19 protein-coding genes and 1 rRNA gene are annotated in these 19,193 nt (G+C 36.7%); 4 read left to right on the top strand and 16 right to left on the bottom strand.

Annotated features, from left to right (window positions below; genetic code table 11):
• Together BV906_RS18575 and BV906_RS18570 are read right to left on the bottom strand one after the other, a co-directional pair.
• Positions 1 to 111 (bottom strand): 16S ribosomal RNA (locus tag BV906_RS18575); the annotation flags it as partial.
• Between the two features lie 403 nt (positions 112 to 514).
• Positions 515 to 736, bottom strand: coding sequence for a hypothetical protein (locus BV906_RS18570; protein ID WP_087975111.1), 222 nt, complete (start codon positions 734 to 736; stop codon positions 515 to 517).
• Positions 737 to 1,209: 473 nt separating this feature from the next.
• On the opposite strand from BV906_RS18570, the gene pdaB reads away from it, so the two are divergent.
• Entirely contained in the window at positions 1,210 to 1,968 is a 759-nt protein-coding gene (gene pdaB, locus BV906_RS18565) for a polysaccharide deacetylase family sporulation protein PdaB (protein WP_087975110.1), read from the top strand.
• A gap of 49 nt (positions 1,969 to 2,017) precedes the next feature.
• On the opposite strand, the gene BV906_RS18560 is transcribed toward pdaB, so the two are convergent.
• Positions 2,018 to 2,683, bottom strand: coding sequence for a KinB-signaling pathway activation protein (locus tag BV906_RS18560; protein ID WP_087975109.1), 666 nt, complete (start codon positions 2,681 to 2,683; stop codon positions 2,018 to 2,020).
• 154 nt (positions 2,684 to 2,837) lie between these two features.
• Between BV906_RS18560 and gerD the strand changes: the two genes are divergently transcribed.
• Positions 2,838 to 3,476 (top strand): spore germination lipoprotein GerD, encoded by a 639-nt coding sequence (gene gerD, locus BV906_RS18555; protein ID WP_087975108.1) that lies wholly within the window; start codon positions 2,838 to 2,840, stop codon positions 3,474 to 3,476.
• A 73-nt stretch (positions 3,477 to 3,549) separates the two neighbouring features.
• Here gerD and BV906_RS18550 read toward each other — a convergent pair whose 3' ends face one another.
• Together BV906_RS18550 and cwlD are read right to left on the bottom strand one after the other, a co-directional pair.
• Positions 3,550 to 4,608: an Mrp/NBP35 family ATP-binding protein gene (locus BV906_RS18550; protein ID WP_087975107.1), complete on the bottom strand. Its 1,059-nt coding sequence runs from the start codon at positions 4,606 to 4,608 to the stop codon at positions 3,550 to 3,552.
• Between the two features lie 92 nt (positions 4,609 to 4,700).
• Positions 4,701 to 5,423: an N-acetylmuramoyl-L-alanine amidase CwlD gene (cwlD, locus tag BV906_RS18545; protein ID WP_087975106.1), complete on the bottom strand. Its 723-nt coding sequence runs from the start codon at positions 5,421 to 5,423 to the stop codon at positions 4,701 to 4,703.
• 324 nt (positions 5,424 to 5,747) lie between these two features.
• Here cwlD and BV906_RS18540 point away from each other — a divergent pair, with 324 nt between their 5' ends.
• Positions 5,748 to 6,194: a DUF948 domain-containing protein gene (locus BV906_RS18540; RefSeq protein WP_087975105.1), complete on the top strand. Its 447-nt coding sequence runs from the start codon at positions 5,748 to 5,750 to the stop codon at positions 6,192 to 6,194.
• A gap of 286 nt (positions 6,195 to 6,480) precedes the next feature.
• On the opposite strand, the gene BV906_RS18535 is transcribed toward BV906_RS18540, so the two are convergent.
• From BV906_RS18535 to BV906_RS18525, 3 genes are read right to left on the bottom strand one after another with little or no spacing between them, the layout of a single operon-like run.
• Positions 6,481 to 6,705, bottom strand: coding sequence for a hypothetical protein (locus BV906_RS18535; protein ID WP_087975104.1), 225 nt, complete (start codon positions 6,703 to 6,705; stop codon positions 6,481 to 6,483).
• Positions 6,692 to 7,147, bottom strand: a complete 456-nt coding sequence (locus BV906_RS18530) for a DUF948 domain-containing protein (protein ID WP_087975103.1) — start codon at positions 7,145 to 7,147, stop codon at positions 6,692 to 6,694. Before BV906_RS18530 ends, BV906_RS18535 begins: the two co-directional genes overlap by 14 nt.
• Before the next feature lie 2 nt (positions 7,148 to 7,149).
• Entirely contained in the window at positions 7,150 to 7,629 is a 480-nt protein-coding gene (locus tag BV906_RS18525) for a DUF948 domain-containing protein (RefSeq protein ID WP_087975102.1), read from the bottom strand.
• 141 nt (positions 7,630 to 7,770) lie between these two features.
• On the opposite strand from BV906_RS18525, the gene BV906_RS18520 reads away from it, so the two are divergent.
• Entirely contained in the window at positions 7,771 to 8,622 is an 852-nt protein-coding gene (locus tag BV906_RS18520) for a YihY/virulence factor BrkB family protein (RefSeq protein WP_087975101.1), read from the top strand.
• Between the two features lie 208 nt (positions 8,623 to 8,830).
• On the opposite strand, the gene BV906_RS18515 is transcribed toward BV906_RS18520, so the two are convergent.
• From BV906_RS18515 to BV906_RS18480, 8 genes are all read right to left on the bottom strand, one after another.
• The gene (locus tag BV906_RS18515; protein WP_087975100.1) at positions 8,831 to 10,087 is read right to left on the bottom strand and encodes an efflux RND transporter periplasmic adaptor subunit; all 1,257 of its coding nucleotides are present in this window, start codon (positions 10,085 to 10,087) and stop codon (positions 8,831 to 8,833) included.
• Positions 10,084 to 10,758, bottom strand: a complete 675-nt coding sequence (locus BV906_RS18510) for a hypothetical protein (RefSeq protein ID WP_087975099.1) — start codon at positions 10,756 to 10,758, stop codon at positions 10,084 to 10,086. The genes BV906_RS18515 and BV906_RS18510 overlap by 4 nt, the downstream gene beginning before the upstream one ends.
• Before the next feature lie 118 nt (positions 10,759 to 10,876).
• Positions 10,877 to 12,049 carry a GNAT family N-acetyltransferase gene (locus BV906_RS18505; RefSeq protein ID WP_087975098.1) on the bottom strand — a complete coding sequence of 391 codons (1,173 nt, stop codon included), beginning with the start codon at positions 12,047 to 12,049 and terminating at the stop codon, positions 10,877 to 10,879.
• Positions 12,050 to 12,197: 148 nt separating this feature from the next.
• On the bottom strand, positions 12,198 to 13,691 hold the full coding sequence (locus tag BV906_RS18500) for an MFS transporter (RefSeq protein WP_087975097.1): 1,494 nt from the start codon (positions 13,689 to 13,691) through the stop codon (positions 12,198 to 12,200).
• Positions 13,692 to 14,105: 414 nt separating this feature from the next.
• Entirely contained in the window at positions 14,106 to 15,302 is a 1,197-nt protein-coding gene (locus tag BV906_RS18495; RefSeq protein WP_176330416.1) for a multidrug effflux MFS transporter, read from the bottom strand.
• 114 nt (positions 15,303 to 15,416) lie between these two features.
• Entirely contained in the window at positions 15,417 to 15,677 is a 261-nt protein-coding gene (locus BV906_RS18490) for a hypothetical protein (protein ID WP_140322027.1), read from the bottom strand.
• 453 nt (positions 15,678 to 16,130) lie between these two features.
• The gene (locus BV906_RS18485) at positions 16,131 to 17,054 is read right to left on the bottom strand and encodes an AEC family transporter (protein ID WP_087975094.1); all 924 of its coding nucleotides are present in this window, start codon (positions 17,052 to 17,054) and stop codon (positions 16,131 to 16,133) included.
• A 364-nt stretch (positions 17,055 to 17,418) separates the two neighbouring features.
• The gene (locus BV906_RS18480; protein ID WP_245844309.1) at positions 17,419 to 18,855 is read right to left on the bottom strand and encodes an MFS transporter; all 1,437 of its coding nucleotides are present in this window, start codon (positions 18,853 to 18,855) and stop codon (positions 17,419 to 17,421) included.
• Positions 18,856 to 19,193: the final 338 nt, after the last annotated feature.

Below are 19,193 nucleotides of genomic sequence, written 5' to 3'. Positions count from 1 at the left end.
TCGTTCCACAACCTTCACCCCGAAGGGATCTGGTTGCTTCCCGCGCTCGACTTGCATGTATTAGGCACGCCGCCAGCGTTCGTCCTGAGCCAAGATCAAACTCTCCATAAAAGTGTTTGAATAGAATTAACATCAGCTAATTCCATTTGTGTTCTTAGCTTGTTGCATACTCAAAAAGTAAAACTTAATGAGTTGTTTAAAAAGAAAATCATGTTTTCTTTTCTTGACATACTGGTTGTTTTGTTCAGTTTTCAAAGATCAATTTTCCACGTTTGTCGTTTTTGGCGACAAGATATAATGTAACATGTATTTCACTTGCCGTCAACATATTTTATGAAATATTTTTCTTCTTTTTTCGAGAAGTTATTTCAAAATGTGACAACAGAAATAAATATAGCATGATTTAATCTATAGTGCAATACTAAATCATAAATTTATTAAAAAAGTTGTCATACCCAAAATAAAATCCTCCACTTCAAGTATAAAGCAGTTAAAGATAGAGGATTTTGGCTTGTTATGGATTTTCTATGCGTTTGGGCATATATTGAATACAATCCTGTTCACTTGCTACACGCCGTAATAATTGAAAAAGTGTACGATACCTGTCTCTCATTGCTCGCTTCACCATAGTGTCAATTCGACTATCTTCTAAATCCAACAATAATTCTTCCAGTTCTCTCTTTAATACATACTCAATTTCCTTTTGTTCCATCTCATTGATTAACAGTCCCAACATATTATTCACCTCTAACGATCTCGAAGCTAGCATCGATTATTCTAATTCACTTCATTATGTTCTATTTGAAAGTAATAAATGCTTCGCATTATTCTTCCATTACTAATGGATATATCACATTTATTCGTTGCGGTCCGAGGATTTTGTCGGTTGTTGTCAAATTCTGTCCGGTTCATTCTAAAAACCACTTTCAAATATTGATAACTTGGTCATTAAGATTACTATTCCCTGATTTCCGTATTTTTCATCCGCTTTTTAGCAAATATATTACGAACGTTTTTAATAGCGAGATTTACATAGTATCGGGACTGTTGTATTAGTAGAAAGTCCACTAGCGGCAACGAAAAGAATCAACGCTTATTATTTGATTATCTTTAAACAACCTCTAATACCTTTTGAAAGGCTTGGACATATTTCCCCTTCCGATTCATAAACATAATGGTAGAACTACTGAATATATAGGAGGAAAATGTATGGATCATTTTTATGCGATTCAACTAAAGCGACGAAAAAACTGGATCATCATTGCAATTGCATTTTTTGCCGCTCTTTTATTATGGACACAAAAGGATACGTTTTTTTCAGTTTTCTCCAATGAGCAGCAGCCTGTTGCTTTATCAAAGGGGAATGTAGATGAACCAAACATTGCATTGACATTTAATATTAGCTGGGGGGAAGAAAAGGCACTGGATATTTTAGATCAGCTTGAAAAAGAACAGGTACAGGCCACCTTCTTTGTAAGTGGTGAATGGGCGGAGCGTCATCCGGAAATACTAACAAAAATTTCAGAAGGACAGCACGAATTAGGGATGCTCGGCTATCGTTATAAAAGTTACCTTGATCAGGAGATTGGTCAAGTTAGAAAAGATTTAGTGTATGCAAGGGAAATCTTTAAGAAACTAGGTTATGAAGATGTTAATTTATTAAGAACACCAAGTGGGCATTTTAACGAAGAGATTATTGAACTTGCAAAGGAGTTAAATTTTGATGTGATCCATTGGAATATTAATCCTAATGATTGGGATAATCCTGGAACAACTAAAATTATTGATACGGTAATGAAAGATACAACAAATGGGGATATCATTTTAATGCATGCCTCAGATGCAGCTAAGCAAACTGCAGATGCTTTAAAAACAATTTTACCTGGACTGAAAAATAAAGGTTTCCAGCTAGTTAGTATTTCAGAGTTAATGAACCAGGTACAGGCCGAAACTGAAATTGTTGAATAGGCCAACTAAAATACCTCTGTCCCCACAATAGGTCCAGAGGTATTTTAGTTTATGCTTTTTTGGTGCGTGCTTTATTATTGGGAGCCTTCTTACTCTTTTTAGTCCCGTTTCCTGTCTGCTTTGCTGCATCAATGTTGGTAATTCGGTGTAAGACAAGTAATTGGTAAGTATTACATGCCAGCAATGGAACGATCATCAACCAAGCATAGTCTGTTCCTTCTACCTGTAACCCTGGAACCCATTCTACAGTGGTAATAACCACCATAAAAAATAAGGCCGGAATAAAAGCATGCTTATTTGTTTCCTTTGCTTTTATTTTGGCAACAATCCAACCAACCCCAAGTAAAGCTGCAGCCATTAGGATATACCAATAGATGGCTACTTCACCATTTGACCCTTGATATGGAAAATAAACGAGATCAAACAATACAAATGCAATCAGTAATACCTGGACTGTTGACCAAAAGGAGCGGAATAAGTTTAATCCCATTCGGTGAATAAATAAATAAGCAAAGAAACCAGTCATACTAACTACACTGAAAGTTAAACCTAATCCAATAAAAAATAAAAATAATCCTAAGACTTCGATAAAATCAAACGGGCTTAGGTAGGTTGCGTAATCCTCTGGTTTAATAATAAAGCTGATGAGAAGACCAGCAACTCCCCCGATTATAAAGGTTTTAAACAAGAAATTGACTAATTTACGACTGTTCACTATGTATCCTCCTACAATCTTATGCAATAAAAACGACAAATTTTCCCTTATAGTAGGTATTTTATCATGAAGTCGATTAATATTCCCCCAAGAAATGAATATTTTATAAATTTGTCACTCATATTAAGGATATAGGAAGGAGGAACAATACCTAATGATACGTTTTGTATTTATTACACTCCTTGGAATATCCTTTACCATGCTTGCTGGTTGTAATGGTGAATCAACTGCGGGTAAGGAAGGCGATTATGAAACAACAAAAAAAATGGTCGTTGATATATTACAGACAGAAGAGGGAAAAAAAGCTCTCACGGAAATAATGGCAGATGAAAAAGTAAAACAGGAACTGGTCATTCAATCCGATGTAGTAAAGTCTGCCATCAATGAAACCCTTGTATCTGAAAAGGGAAAAGAAATGTGGACCACTTTGTTTAAAGACCCTAAATTTGTCGAGGGTTATGCAAAGTCAATGTCCGAAGAGCAAAAGAAACTAATGAAAGATCTTATGAATGATTCGGAATATCAAAAACAAATGCTCGATCTAATGAAAAATCCGGAGATAACAGAACAAATGTTAACCCTCTTAAAGAGTCAGCAATTTCGTTCCCATTTAGAGGAAACCATTACCCAAACACTGGAAACTCCTTTATTTCAAGCAAAAATACAGGAAATATTGTTAAAAGCTGCAGAGGAGCAAGGAAAGCAAAAAGAAGGTGGAGGTGGCTCCGGCGGTGGTGAAGGTGGCGGCTCTGGTGGTGGAGGTGGCGAATCTGGTGGTGGCGAGGGCCAATAGCCTCAGCCATTTCAGTAGTCACAAAACCCATCAATTAATAGGAAGAGGACACCCAACCAGGATGTCCTCTTCGTTATTCTTCAAGTTTCGCTATTACTTTTGCTGCAATCTTATGGAACTCTTTTCCGTTCGGATGATCTTCCTGATAAACAGATGGTGCAAACACATCTTCTTCCTCGTACGGCTGCTGAATCGGCAACTGCCCAAGTACTTTTGTATTCAAGACTTCAGCTAGCTTCGTGCCGCCACCCTCACCAAATACATATTCTTTTTCCCCTGTTTTTTTACTTTCAAAATAAGCCATGTTTTCAACTACACCTAAAATTTCATGATCTGTCTTTAATGCCATCTGCCCCGCTCTAGCTGCTACGAAAGCCGCTGTTGGATGTGGTGTGGTTACAATGATTTCTTTACATGTTGGCAGAAGTTCATGGACATCCATTGCAATATCTCCAGTACCTGGTGGCAGGTCTAGAAGCAAGTAGTCGAGTTCTCCCCACTCCACCTCTGAAAAGAAGCTGTTAATCATTTTACCAAGCATTGGTCCACGCCAGATGATTGGTGAGTTATCCTCTACAAAAAAGCCCATGGATATTACTTGTACACCAAACCGCTCTACCGGAACAATTTTCTCTTCTTGCACAACCGGGCGCTTTTCTATACCCATCATATCTGGAACACTGAACCCGTATATATCGGCATCAATAATACCTACTTTTTTGCCCAATCGCATTAATGCTACAGCAAGGTTAACCGTGACTGTAGATTTCCCTACACCACCCTTACCACTAGCAATTGCGATAAACTTAGTATTCGACTCTCCGCCCATTAATGATTCTTCTTTTGCCTTTTCGGCAGCAGGCTGATATTTTTGTATGACTTCATCTGACAACTGTTCAAAGCGAAGTCCGACAGTATTTGCGCCAGCCTTTTTTAATATACCGACAATTTCCTGTTGCAACTCCATTTGTTCCCCAGTATTCGTCTTGGAAATACCAACTTTGACACTGACATGTTTTTTATCTTCCTTAATGGTTACACTTGTAATCCCACCGGTTTCTTCCAGTGTTCTATGTAAAAAAGGATCTTTAACAGGATTAAGCAGTTGAACAACTTCTTCTTGCGTTAGCATTATAAGTCACCATCCCTTATCTCTTTGTACTCCAATTGTAAGTATAACATAATTCGCACAAATTCTAAGAGATATGCACTATGGTTACGGTTTCAATCTCCCTCTTTTATATCCTCTGTCAAATAACGTAATATCCCTTCATAAATACTGGCAGCCATCTTCCGTTGATAGTCCTCCTGTTTCAGTAATTCCCTTTCTTCAGCATTCGATAAAAAACCAATCTCAACAAGCGCACCCGGAGCTTTTGCATGTTTAAGCAAATAAATGCCATTGATAACCAATGGAGCACGTTTTGTATTTTCCATATTGCGAATAATCTCATCCTGAATCATTTTTGCTAAATGCTTACTTTCTTCAAATTCAGGATAATAAAAGGTTTGCGCCCCTCGCCACTGTGACGATGGCAATGCATTTAAATGCAACGTCAAAAAGAAATCCGGGTCTTTATCATGAATAAACTCTAAACGGTTACGAATATCCTCTGATTTCCTATTTGCTAGTCCCTTCGTACCTTCACCTGCAAGGTCAAAATCATCCTCTCTCGTCAAATAAACAAGTGCACCATTTTGTTGCAAATATCGTTGCAGCATCTTTACAACCTCAAGTGCGATATCCTTCTCTAGCGTCTCATCTGCTCCAACTGCCCCACCGTCCACTCCACCATGTCCAGGGTCTAATACAATCGTTTTCCCTGTGAGTGGAAGTGACCATGAAGAATTTGTATCCGATTCATTTTGACGAATTGGAAATTGAATGAGAAAAGCTAATAAGAAAGCTCCAAGTAACCAGTATACAATCATTTTCCTGCGATTCATTTAACCCGCCCCTTAAAGGTAGTCTCTAAAGAGGTTGTTCAAAAGGTCCGTATTTATCTTCCTTTTGAACACACACTCTTATTAAATTTATGGGACAAGATGCAGGATTATGACTGACTATTTGTGGTATGCTACTATTTAAGCAGTTGTTCAAAAAGTCCGGTATAAATGACACATCGAATTTCGCACGAATGCTTGCTTTTCCGCCTCGAACTTCTCGGTCCTTTTTATCCTCCTTTTTGAACACACATTGTAAGAAACGTTTACGAAAATTAATGAAGTGGTATTAGAAGAGAAACAGCATAATTGGGAGGTAATAACAAAATGATTTGGGTAGGTATTGGTCTAATTATTATTGGAATTGCATTTATGGCATTGGTTGTTTTTCTTATTAAGCCACTTAGTAATTTGGCTAGTGTTTTCAGCAGTCTGCAAAAAACAACCGATGAATTACCAAAAACAGTCGAAGATCTCACTTCGCAAACCACAAAAACACTGGACACTAGTGTGGATACCCTTCATCAGGTAAATAATCAGATCAAAGAGTTAAGCCCACTGTTTCATATAGTAGGTGATGCCGGAAGGGCCACCAACCAATTGACTTCATCGATGGTGAATGCAGTTGATGATATGAAAGTAAATACACAGGCTGGCAACGACTTTGCGACGCGGAAAAACCTGGAAGGATTGTATGGAGCATTAACACTAGGGTACATGCTTTTCCAGAAGAATCAAGAAATAAAAGAAGAACAACAAACCATTAACGTTTAATCAAATAGAAACAGGTCAGCCCTTTATCGAAATGGCTGACCTGTTTCTTTTTGGCTCTTTCGTTTGGAACTGCGTTTACTTGTCCCACTACTTTATAATCTTCACAGTTGAGGTAATGCCGCAAACTAAGGTAAGCAACCAGCAATTACTTCCCAGTTTATAAATTTTTTTACAATACAACATTTTTTTCGTAGGACGAGCAGTGCGGAGTCCTACTTCTTTTTTAGGACGGGTAACCACACTCCAATGTTCTATAAAACAACTTTTAAAAAAATGCTGGGTGAAATTAAACTTTACGATGTACTTCTTGTTTAATATCCTCCATCACATTGGCGCGTTTTTTTCCATCTTCATATAATTTACTTTCAAAATCTTTCACTCGTTGAATGATGGAACGATGTTCTTCCAATTGCTGCTGTTTGGATAGATAACTTTTCATTATCCAGCCGACACTAATTCCTCCAAGAGCACCGGCTATCAAGGATGCATTGCCCTTTTTATTGGATTCCATCCGCGCTCTCTCCTTGTGCTGTTTTCAAATCCCTGCGTTTTTTCAACCAATAATACCCTAAAGCAAATGAACCATAAAGGCCTCCCAGTTTATTATCAGCTGACACATGCTTTCCGCCATCTGTTTTTGTTTTTAAAGAATCTGTCACATCAACCAATGATGAGGAAAATTTTCTTGTTGCATTCCCTACATCACCCATAATATAGAACAATGGACTTAACTGGTGAAGTTTGTCATTTACATCTGCCAATGTATTATTACTCTCGCTAATCATATTGCCAGTTTCTTTAAAAATATCATCCAATTGGTTTGGAAGCTGCTGTACAGTTTTATCAATTCCACGTAGTACGCCTGCTAGATTATTCAATACATGTCCAATAAATATTGCCAAAATAATAAATGCCAATCCGATAAGTAATACACCGATACCAACTAACGTCATTTCTATCCCTCTCTTCCGGTTTTTACGGGTACAATATCTGTTTGTTGTACCATTAATTCATTTTTATCTTTACGCTTTGTCGCTTTCCACTTGGTGTAGAGTTGAACTGCGGCTTCACTCCAGGTAATCCCACCAACAAAAGGTTTCATTTTTTTCTCTAATTCTACATCAGATAATGTCTTGCTCTTTTCACTATAGACTTCATTCAGCGAGTTGACTGTAACACCGATATCTTCCACAGAATCAAATAGGTCATCTGTCGCCCGAACCTTTTCTCCAATGTCATCAACAAGTTTATCCGTTTCACGTACTGTTTCTGTAAGCTGTGGCGTAATATATTCCAGTTCCTTCTCCAATTCGCCCATCGATGTGCCAAGCGATTTCATTGTATCTGCAAGTCTTTTTAGAACCAAGGATATATATATGACTACAATTGCAAAAGCAATCGAACATAACAGAATACCCAAATAGATGATATCCATATGTAAAAATCCCTCCCTTTTGACAATATTATACCACCTAACTCCATAAATAAAACGTTTTCCACTTCTTGACGTAAAAAGATTGATACCTGACTTATTTGGGTATAGACGATGTATATTATTTTATGATGGAGGTCTATCATGTCTCAAATTAAAAAATTTTCGAAGGGATTTATGGAAAGGTTTAAAGAAGATAATGTAACATTACTTGCAGCTGCACTTGCCTATTATTTTTTACTTGCAGTTTTCCCGTTATTAATTGTAGCATTCGCTATTATTCCTTATTTTAATATTAGTACAGAAGAAGCGATGGGATTCATAACATCTGTCGTGCCTGGAGAATTGGCTTCGGTTTTTCAAGATAATATCGTGAATCTCGTTGAAACACCACGTGGAGGTTTACTTACAGTCGGTATTATCGGTGCACTTTGGTCGGCTTCGAATGGTATTAATGCTTTTATAAAAGCATCCAATGAAGCATATGATGTGGAGGAAGAGAGATCCTTCATCGTTATACGTTTAATTGCATTCGGGCTAACAATCGCAATGATTCTTGCTGTTGTCGTCGCTATTTTACTTCCTGTATTTGGGAATGTAATCCTCGGTTTTATTACATCCTTCCTAGGTATAGGTTCACAAATGACCATCCTGCTGCATATCCTTAGATATGTTATCAGTATTTTGATCATTACAGTTCTATTGATGATGCTGTACCGCTTTGCACCCAATAAGAAGATACCTTTCAAGCACATTATTCCGGGAGCACTGACAGCAAGCATCTTATGGCAAGTTATTTCTTTTGGATTCTCCATTTATATTAGCAATTTTGGAAACTATTCCGCTACGTATGGAAGCCTTGGAGGAATTATTATTTTAATGATCTGGTTCTTCCTTACAGGTATTATCCTAATGATCGGAGCTATCATTAATGTGATGTATCATAAAAAAGAACTGAGAGAAAACACAGAGCTTCATAAGGCTTCGAATATTTAATGCGATATGTAACGAAGCGATTATTATACGGGATTCCGCGGATTGAGCGGGCGATTCCGCGAATATGATATTTATTCCGCGGATTTCAGCATCTCGCATATAGCCGCTCGACTAGGTAGTTCTTGATTTACTTTTTTCGATCAATACAGGAAACAGCTCCGTTCAAAATGAACGGAGCTGTTCTTTAAATCATTAATATGTCCACACTTTATCTGGACAACAAACCTGTCACCAAGTTCTCGGCCCAATTATCATCCGAAAAAGAATCCTTCGTTATCTCTTTTAGCTGTAATGGCGTTATAAAATCCGCTCCATCATGGAATAAACCCGGCGGATCGACTGCAACCCAGTCACCAAGTTCTACCCCACTGGTAAGTTCTACCATGCTACCTACGTATAGACCGGACTCGATTTTCTGTTTGACGAGTTTACCCTCATTTGTCATTCTCCAGACAGCATCCGTAAAGACTGCTTCTTCAAACAATGCGGTTGCACCAAGTGATTCTTCAGTCACAATTGCAACATCGGCATGGTAACCGGGAAGCAATTCTTCTAATTCCGAATCTTCATCTTCTCTTTCTTCATTTTCCTCGTCTTCAACAAAAGCGACTTGGAAAGAATAGATACTCTCACTTCCAATGTCAATCGACTTTGGGGTACTACTTACTTTATGAAGTGTTCCATCCAATTGAAGACTCATTTCTTGGATATCAACTTCTGCAGCAAGCCCTGGTTGCATTTGTGTTCGTTCCTTTTCCGTTAGTTCACCAAACACATGCAGTTCTGCACTTTCAATCGTAACCACTGGATTGTCCAATGTTTCGTTTAAGTCAGTTATTCTACCAGCATAAGGGCTTTCTACTGTTATTGTATTCCCAGTACTCCGTAACTCTGTTAATTGGCTTTGATACGCCTCAAGCTGTGAAACCTTTTGTGATAATTCCTTTTCTTTTTCTACTATATATTGTTGCTTGATCAGATCTGCATCAATCGATGACTGTGGAAGTTCCACTTCAAGTTGCTCCCCTGTAATTGTAAAAGCATTAGGCTCCCCAGTCATTCCCACCGGTAATTGGTACCTTTCCATTTGTGAGATTGCTGTTTCAATTGCTGCTATCTCACCATTAATTTGCTCTGTTTGGCTCATCAGGTTAGCTTCCGCCTCATAATAATTATCAACTTGATAGGTATACAGCGGATCACCTGGATTCACCTGATTTCCCTCTTCCACAATAAATTCCTGGAAGCTTCCAAGATTTTCATCAAAATAAATATGTTCTGCTCCGGCAGCCTTCAACACTCCAGGTTTATACAATTTTTCCAACAGGTCTGCTTCAAAGGTTTCCGACCAATCATTAACATATGCTGTTCTTTCGACTTTCTCTTCTTCATCAAAATAAACAAGCAGAAAATTAACTCCAATGAATACAACTACAAGGACTTGAATTATTCTTTTGATAGTCATCCGAACCACCCACTTAATATGTATGAATCAGTATACGCGGCAAGCGCAACAAGACACCAGCCGAGAAAATGCAATAGTATTACATTAAGCCATATAAATTGTTTTTTCATTTCCGTGAATGTCGAAATAAACTTGACCTGAAACCAAATAGACCACAACTGAAACAAGGTTACGGCACCAAAAAAATAAATAATCCATGGTATTTCCGTTATATAGGAAGCAATAATCCCAAAAGATAATGGAGATACCTGCCAATTCAGACCTGCAAAAATAATAAGCGGAATCCATAAAATTCGTTCAAGCAGTAATACCGCAAGGACAACTTGCTGCATAATAATAAGTTTCTTATACGAAATTCCTGTTAAAAGATAAAATAAAAAACTAGGAATAAATAAAATAAATGAAGCAAATAACATTGCATAGATTAACCGACCGATAATAAACCATAGTTTACTAGTTTCATAGGCTGGCTGTGTTAACGAAACAGCTACACTAGATATACCTTCTGATCCTAATCCAAGAAATGCCATCCATAAGTAAACGGCTATCGCTGAAAGAACGAGAAGGATATTTACTTTCCATAAGTTTTGAATTCGCTCAGCTTTCCGAATCCTGAATAAATCATCCTCCATCGAAAAGAGGAGTTTAAATAAATGAACACGATATGTCATTTGCTACATTCCTTTTCTGCTTACCATATTCCTTTAATTTTAACCCATATTTTAGGGAAATACTATGAATTTTGTCTTTTTTTATAACAACTAGGATATAGGACCTACAGATCTCCTTTTAGAAGAAATCCGCAAAAAATGTTTGCCTAATAGGAATCAGACTCTCCAGTTGCTCTATAGCCTCATCATCTCCTTGAATAAGCCCTGTGAGAGATAATTCCAATGGTCGCTTGTATCCAAACATAAATGCTGTAAGCTGCTGGACGGTACAATGAATCACATTCTCCTCGTCTACTGTCTTTTCTTGTGAAAACACTTCTGTGACACCATTTGTTTGCTTAATCACATAGCTGCCACTATTATCCGGCAGGAAGTCATCATGGACAAGAATAGCTAATGATACATCTTCAGAGCCTTTTTCATATGGATATTCACTAAGAAAAGCCGGTACATCTACAATACGTGCCATAAAATAAGGTGTTATCTCTTGCTTGAACCTTGGCTCATCAAGGAGTAATGGTAAGTTGTCATTTTCCGACACGGTCATGTTTACTTCCATTGCCATCGAATCGTGATTAGCAATGAACTCAAGCAGCAATTTCCAGCCGTTCAGCGACTTGTATGCAAGCTCATCTACTTGTAGAATATTATCTTTTACACGGTAGATGATATAACCATCTGCTTCATTGTTCATATTATAACAAACGGCCACCATTTCATTATTTGTTAAAACACGCTGTTCCCACCACTTTGCATCACGTGTCAACATCCCATTAAAATTCAATGCAACTTCACTATAAATCTGATGTATAAGCTTATTATCTGCGTCTATTCTCCTTACATATCCAATTGCATCCCATTTTCTTTTTAACTTATCCATTGGGATTGTATACCGCTTTTTATTAAAAGCTATCTCCCAGCCAAATTTACGATAAAAAGGTACAGAGAAAGGATGCAAATAAGAGACGATTTGGCCGTTTTTCCTCATGTGCTGCAATGCATGTGCAAGAAGTTGTTTAACCATGCCGTTTCTACGATATTCCGGCCATGTCGAAACCGAGCTGATGCCACCCATTTCAAACGACTTACCGTTAATATTTATGGATAACGGAATCATATGAAGCTTTGCTGCAACCTTCTCACCCTCCATCCAACCCCAAATAATATGCCGATTTGCTTCTTCTTCCTTTTTAATCAAATCATCCTCTGAAAGTTTATATTGAAAGGCAAATTGAGATAACGTAAAAATTTCATCATAGTCTGTAGCACTTAGTCTTTTTATATGGTCCACTTATAAACCCTCCGATGTATTGTATGATGTCTCTATCATACTAAATAATCATAAAAACACCAAAACCGAACAGTACCAAGCACTGTTCGGTTTCTCACCCTATTGTATAGCATCAAGTTCTAAAAAATTTATGTTGTAGGAGCAATCATTATACTGCGTCTACTTCACTATCACCTTTTGTTTCTTTTACTTTTCCTGCTGCTTTCATTTTAGCTAGTTCTTCTTGTATTTCTTCCATTCTCTTATCATCTAGACTATAAAATTTCATGGATACAAGTGACACGATTAACAATAGTGCTGGTAGACCAAAACCGAGTAATAATGTCATTGTAAATAATGGTGTTGTTAATGGATCGTTTACGGTCGGAAACTCAGCTGTAAATCCAATAAGCGCTACTCCCAATCCAACAATTGCTGGAGCAAGTGATGTAACTAACTTATCAATAAAGGAGAAAAGTGTCCCTAACATCCCTGGTACATAGCGTCCTGATTTGTAAGTTTCATAATCGGAAATATCTGCGATCATCGGATTTACTAATGTAGAAGGAATTGCACCAAATCCCATTGCAAGCGTATATAAAATAATGAATAGTACAATACCGATACCGATGTTACCAGACAAGGAGGTTGGATCACCAATGACTAAGAATAGACCAACTAAACCTACTAGTGATAGAAAAGAAATCCACGTTGATTTTATAAATGAACTTCTCATACCTCTTTTTCTAGCAATGGCAACGGCTATAAATGTGATTAGTAAGATTGGAACAACTGTAATCATAGATACTGTACCACTTAATGCATAATCACCGATTAGAATTCCAAAGATCATTACCATAACTACCGATTGTCTTAGAAGGCTAAAAGCTAATTTATCTGCTGTTACAGCAGTTATTAGCAATTTTAATGGCTTGTTACCTTTTAATATTGGCCAATAATCACGAAATCTCGTATTTACAGTTGAATCTGCTAAACCGTAAAACTCTTTTTTATCTTTTCCTGCTATACCAATAACAGCAAGAATCGTACATATTGCAGAAAGAATGATTGCGAATGTGTTTAATTCCGTGAATAATCCCATATTAAAGTCCCCGTATTTTCCAATCAAATAGGACGCCACATAAACTTGTCCTAATGTGAAGATTACCGTAGTATAAATACCATCAAAAATGGAAAATAAAGGTCTTTGCTTGGGACTGTTTGTTATTACCGTTTGCGCAGCCTTTGTAACTGCTGTTTGAAAGGTATATCCAATAACGTATAAAGCATATGTCAATATAAAGAAAATCAATTGAAATGATAGTGGTAAGGTATGTGTAATGGAGTACATTAGTATGATTGAAGTAGCCAAGATCACATTACCTAAAATCATTAACGGTCTAAACTTACCAAATTTAGATTCTGTCTTATCAATAATAAAACCTACAATTGGATCCGTTATACCATCAAATACACGCATTGCTGTTAACACGATACTCACTATTGCAACAGTTAGACCTGCTATACCTGCAGCATAATATGAAACGAATGTTAACATAAACATATACAGATTTGTCGCCATATTATTTAATGCAAAGAAACCAATTTGCCATAACTTTGCAGTGTTATATTGTTGTTCTTTTCCAATAGATGTTGTTGACATTTTATGCTCCCCCTTTTGATGAAACGCTTTCATTGATGACTAAAAAAAATTATTCCGTTTATTTATGTTAAATTACTTTTCTTATTTGTTAACCAAACAAACTAATTACTTGTTGTTTTATAATATTCGATAATGGACAATTATGCAAGCGTTTTCCAGTTAAATTTTAAGAAAGTTCCTATTTGATAAAGAGGATTGGTCCGCTGATACCTGCTGTGCAAAGTTACCTTGTAAGATATTTAAAATACTCAAATCTGTATCAAAATTACTTATTGAGGTAATTATACATTTCCCACATACTAATAAAATCTTAATACCCTTGATAATCATATTTTAAATATTTTTACCCTTTCTTATGCATAATTAGAAAACGACTGCATCTTCTAATCTTTAGAAAATGCAGTCGCCCTTTAGTTAATCCTTTTTAAAAGCAATAAAGAACATAATGACAGCAATTGTACTACAAGTAAAAATGACAATTGCCATTGGTATCGCGGAGGCTTCTCCAGCTAGTCCAACGAGAGGAGCAACGATACCACCAAAGACAAATGGAAGCAATCCTAGAAATGCGGATGCACTCCCAGCGGATTTTCCCTGTGTTTCCATAGCTAGTGAAAAGCTGGTAGTTGTCACGATTCCGACACTTGAGACAATGAGAAATAAAGCGATAGCCATATAGAATAATGGAAGTTGCTGCCAGACGACAAATGCTAAAAATAAACTTCCGGTAAATGACAAGAGGGTACCAGCACATAGCAAGTGCATTTCTTTAAAGTAACTAGCTAATCGCCCAGTTAATTGTGCCGCAATAATGATTCCGATACCATTTAAGGCAAAAAGAAAGGAAAATTGCTGTGGTGAGACACCATATATATTTTGCAGTATAAATGGTGAACCTGCTATATAGGCGAACATACTAGCCATTACCAATCCCTGTGTAAGTGCTATTCCCATAAAGTATCGGTTCGTAAGTAATGTACTGAATGTTTTAAGGACAGAAAACAGACCCCGTTCTGCACGATTTTCGTCAGCTAATGTTTCTGGCAAAAATAAGAGTACTGCTAATAAAGCAACGATGCCAATAAAAGCTAAAACATAAAAGACGCCGATCCAGGTTGTAAAATTTAACACAACCCCTCCGATTACTGGTGCTAAGATAGGAGCCGACCCGTTAACAAGCGCGAGTAAAGCAAGAAACTTTGTCAAATCTTTACCAGAATATAGATCTCTTGCCGCTGCACGTGCAATGACAACCCCAGCTGCTCCTGTAAATCCTTGGATAAAACGAAGCGTAATAAAAAAGGCAATCGTAGTACTCCAAGCAATGAGTAAAGAAGCTATCGTATAACCTATTAATGTAATGATCAATAGGTTGCGGCGTCCGTAAATATCACTTAATGGACCAAAAAAAACTTGCCCTAAACCAAGGCCGACTAAACAGGCTGTTAAGCTCATTTGCACTAGAGATGTTGATGCATCTAAATCAGCAGCGACGTTTGGGAGTGCAGGTAAATACATATCCATCGACACAGCCCCGAAAGCCGTTAATAGTCCTAAAACAAAAACGAGTCGAAGCTTGTATTTGTCAGTTTTTCTTTCTTTTGATAAAATATTTTCCAATTAGAATTCTCCCAAAAATAATAGTATACATTATTATAGCATGGTGCATAACAATGGTAAAAACAAACGAGGACTGCTAAAAAAACCATTAATTCACTTTTCTCTCTATTTCTCATCAATCTTCTTCATTTCTGCGATACCAGCTTGAACTTCAGCCATTTTCTTGTCATCCAATACATAGCATTTCATTGCTGTTATCGAAGCAAGATATCCTAGAAATGGAATTCCAAGGAAAAAAACTAGCGTCATGACAAATAAAGTTGGTGTTAAACTTTCGCCAAGTTGCGGTAATTCTTCTCGATAGCTAATTAACGCTAACATGAAACCTACTAATGCCGGTGCTAAAGAAGAGATCATTTTATCCACAAAAGAGAAGATTATTCTGAGCATTCCTAGATATAATGACCAGACTTTGATGTTTCATAGTCAGAAACATCGGAATAACAAGTGCATTAGTCAATCAACCCAGCCCCAGGAAGATAGAGAAGAATAGTAATTTAGTTATAATTTCATCTTGGTTTATTGTTATCTGCCTTGTAGTCGGGATAAATTGCAACTAACTGCTGTGTATTTATATACTATCCACAAAATCATAAAAAGTGACGTAACTGCAGGCTGATTTCCAAGGATAAGTGCTATTGCCGTCCTAAAGTACGCGAAGCATATTTTCCAAAGTGGTAGCCTAAGTTTCTACATACAGTTAGAAATTTACCAGCAGTTACTTCGCATTTTATAGAAATTGTGATGCTTAAAAAGACAATTAATCTTTTCGGTGGGACGAGTTATAGTAGTCCAAAAGTTTACTATAAGAGCTTGTTTTTAAAATAGAATTCGGCCTAAAAGGATTACTAGTGTGACTGTGAATGCACTGGCTATGGTTGAAAATAATACAATTTGTGCTGCGAAATCCGGATGATTATTATATTCCTGCGCAATAACCGCACTATTGACAGATGTTGGCATTGCGGAGGCAATTAATAATGCTTGCGCAGTGATTCCTTCAACACCAAAGATATAAATAATACCTAAAGCAATCATAGGGCCAATCAATAGTCTGATTACCATACTTGAGTATACAGAAGATAGGCCAGATTTAAATTGAATATTAGCTACCTGTGCACCAAGTGTCAGCAGGGCAAGCGAAATCATGGCATCTGCAATATAGTTGGCTGGGATCCAGATAACGTTTGGAATCGGTACTTGAAATACATTTAACAAAATCCCTGCCAACATGGCATACAAAACCGGCATTTTAAAATAACCGAGCAAAGCTTTTAACTTCCCTGTATTTGCGGATTGCAAAGAGAAGATTCCATAGGAAAATACGAATATATTTTGTAACGTTAATACAATAACCTGAATCGACATTGCAAACGGATCACTCTTAAAAACTAAGTCATTTACCGGAACACCATAATTACCTGAATTAAAAAACATCACACTATTGGAGAAGGTGACTTTTTTCCTATTATCTAATCCCATCCATTTAGCCACAATGACAGATAAAATGTAAAGAACAGCAACATATAATAAGAAAAAGAAAAGTATTTTCATAAATAAATTGGCCGAAAAAACAGTACTGTATAATTTAACAAATATAAAACCTGGAACAACAAAGTAAATATTCAATTTTGCCAATGTAGGTACATGCAAATTAAACTTTTTTTGTAATAAAAATCCGATACCCATAATGACAAAGATTGGCAAAATAATATCTTTAAGAATAGTGAATAATTCAGTCAAACAGTATCCTCCTCTTTTCTATAACATGGCTTTTTACTATACTTTTCGTCAAACTAATGTCTCGAAAAACTCAGCTTCCTTTTGATGCCTAAGCCGAATTTAGGAGGGACTGAATTACAAAATCCCTTTAAACAACGTAACACCTTCAAAGAAAGTAACGGTAAATCTATAAAGCCTTTGCCTTGTATCTTAGTATTAAATGAAATCTCTTAAACTTGCAAGTGAAGTTATATAACCTTTTACATTAGAAAACAGTGGTTGTTCCGGTAAACACCGAAACAACCACTGTCAATATAAACATCCACATACTAGTATCGCTTCTTTGTATGCCTCTTTATATTTTATCGGGAATGTTTTTTAATATTTATTTTGCTTCTCTTTTCTCGCTCAGATAAGCGGTAAGATTATCTGTACGTTTTTTATTAAGTGGGTAAAAAATTGCCAAGGCTATGAATCCGAGTAAGAACAACACTCCTGGGATCAAGGTGGCTAGTCCATAAAGGCCATCGAGGACATCCTGTGGCTGTGTTCCCACCGTTGCATCGTATCCCACTGCTGTTATTGCAAAACCAGCAACTCCCGCTGCAGCAGCTTGGCCAATTTTGCGTGCAAATGAATAGATCGAGTATACTGTCCCATCTTCCCGCAAATTTGTCAAATACTCATGATAATCAATAACATCTGTTACAAATGCCCATATGATTAGGTTGAAGGTCTGCATTCCGAACATACCTACCCCTGAAAGAACTAAAAATAGGGTTACTGAAACATCCGGTAAAGCATATAAAAGTAAATAGGATACGGATGCAAGTAGCAATCCAACTGAACCAACTTCCTTTTTGCCAAACCTAGCTACGGCAGGTTTAATAAATGGCATTGCAATAAATACTACGGCAGTTTGAATGAATCCAACGATACTTAATGCAACCGTACTACCAAAGTAGTTTTTAAATAGATAAACATTTACAGACCCAATCATCAGCATCGTCAACATGAAAATTACCGAAGTAACCAATAGCCAAAGTAATGGTTTGTTTTTCCCTAGACCTTTAACAGTCTTTTTGAAATCTCCTCTTTCGTTAACCTTTTCTGCTTGAACAATTCGTTCCGTTGATAATGTAACACAAGCCATATAGCATGCAAGCGATAAAATACCAAAGATAATAGCAGCTAATAGAAAACGATTGGCACTAGCTACATTATCTTGAAATAGAATCAATGGACCACCAACATTAATAATTAAAGCAGCCATTGAGGCACCCATTGTTCTCCAAGTTGATAAAGATGTACGCTCCACTGGATTATCCGTAATGACTGAAGCCATCGAACCATAAGGGATATTCACTGTAGCATATAATGTTCCCCATAGAATATACATAGCAAACGCAAATGCTACATTAAATCCATCTGATACACCAGGTATTTGTACGAACATTAATACACCTGAAATAACAAGCGGGAAAGACATTCTAAAAATCCAAGGGATGAATTTCCCATGTTTTGTTGTTTTCCTGCTATCGATAAATCTGCCCCAGATAACATCTGCGAAGGCATCCCATATCCGTGCAACCGCAAAGAGCACACCAACTGCTGCTGCACTGACATGTAAGATATCTGTGTAATAAACCATTAAATAAGAACTGACTAAAATAAAGAAGAAATCATTTCCAAAGTCCCCAAATAAGTAACCAAATTTATCTCTCATACCAAAAGGGAGAACCGTCTTTGAAGTATTAACTATTTCTTCTGGTTGTATTCTTTCCTCTGCTAGACCCATTTCTATCCCTCCAATTTTCCCCATGCATATTAAGGCAATGACAACCCTTTCACAATCTATTAAGGCTTCACTACAATGATTTATTATGATTGAACCACTTTCAATCTATGAAATTAATCGGAAACCCCTTTCAGAAAGGGGTTTCATAACTATTTATACTTACTATGAAGTTACTAAATTATTTGATTTGTTTAGTAAACAAACTAATTAATATCTTTATAATAAATGAAATCGCTTTAAATTACAAGCATATTTGTAAATAATAATTAATTTATTTCTTCATTTAAATTAACAAAACAGTGACTATATCGGATCAATTACCGTTATAGCCACTCTAATGATAAACCTCACATTATATCCTT

It is taken from the genome of Oceanobacillus rekensis (genome assembly GCF_002153375.1).
GTDB lineage: Bacteria > Bacillota > Bacilli > Bacillales > Amphibacillaceae > Oceanobacillus > Oceanobacillus rekensis.
This window is presented reverse-complemented; position numbering and strand designations above follow the sequence as displayed.

What these genes read in the sequence shown, in the direction of transcription:
- BV906_RS18510 (WP_087975099.1), bottom strand. Translation starts at nt 10,758, where the DNA reads ATGACATATCGTGTTCATTTATTTAAACTCCTCTTTTCGATGGAGGAT.
- BV906_RS18525 (WP_087975102.1), bottom strand. Translation starts at nt 7,629, where the DNA reads ATGGATATCATCTATTTGGGTATTCTGTTATGTTCGATTGCTTTTGCA.
- BV906_RS18530 (WP_087975103.1), bottom strand. Translation starts at nt 7,147, where the DNA reads ATGACGTTAGTTGGTATCGGTGTATTACTTATCGGATTGGCATTTATT.
- pdaB (WP_087975110.1), top strand. Translation starts at nt 1,210, where the DNA reads ATGGATCATTTTTATGCGATTCAACTAAAGCGACGAAAAAACTGGATC.
- gerD (WP_087975108.1), top strand. Translation starts at nt 2,838, where the DNA reads ATGATACGTTTTGTATTTATTACACTCCTTGGAATATCCTTTACCATG.
- BV906_RS18540 (WP_087975105.1), top strand. Translation starts at nt 5,748, where the DNA reads ATGATTTGGGTAGGTATTGGTCTAATTATTATTGGAATTGCATTTATG.
- BV906_RS18480 (WP_245844309.1), bottom strand. Translation starts at nt 18,855, where the DNA reads ATGGGGAAAATTGGAGGGATAGAAATGGGTCTAGCAGAGGAAAGAATA.
- BV906_RS18535 (WP_087975104.1), bottom strand. Translation starts at nt 6,705, where the DNA reads ATGGAATCCAATAAAAAGGGCAATGCATCCTTGATAGCCGGTGCTCTT.
- cwlD (WP_087975106.1), bottom strand. Translation starts at nt 5,423, where the DNA reads ATGAATCGCAGGAAAATGATTGTATACTGGTTACTTGGAGCTTTCTTA.
- BV906_RS18500 (WP_087975097.1), bottom strand. Translation starts at nt 13,691, where the DNA reads ATGTCAACAACATCTATTGGAAAAGAACAACAATATAACACTGCAAAG.
- BV906_RS18515 (WP_087975100.1), bottom strand. Translation starts at nt 10,087, where the DNA reads ATGACTATCAAAAGAATAATTCAAGTCCTTGTAGTTGTATTCATTGGA.
- BV906_RS18550 (WP_087975107.1), bottom strand. Translation starts at nt 4,608, where the DNA reads ATGCTAACGCAAGAAGAAGTTGTTCAACTGCTTAATCCTGTTAAAGAT.
- BV906_RS18570 (WP_087975111.1), bottom strand. Translation starts at nt 736, where the DNA reads ATGTTGGGACTGTTAATCAATGAGATGGAACAAAAGGAAATTGAGTAT.
- BV906_RS18520 (WP_087975101.1), top strand. Translation starts at nt 7,771, where the DNA reads ATGTCTCAAATTAAAAAATTTTCGAAGGGATTTATGGAAAGGTTTAAA.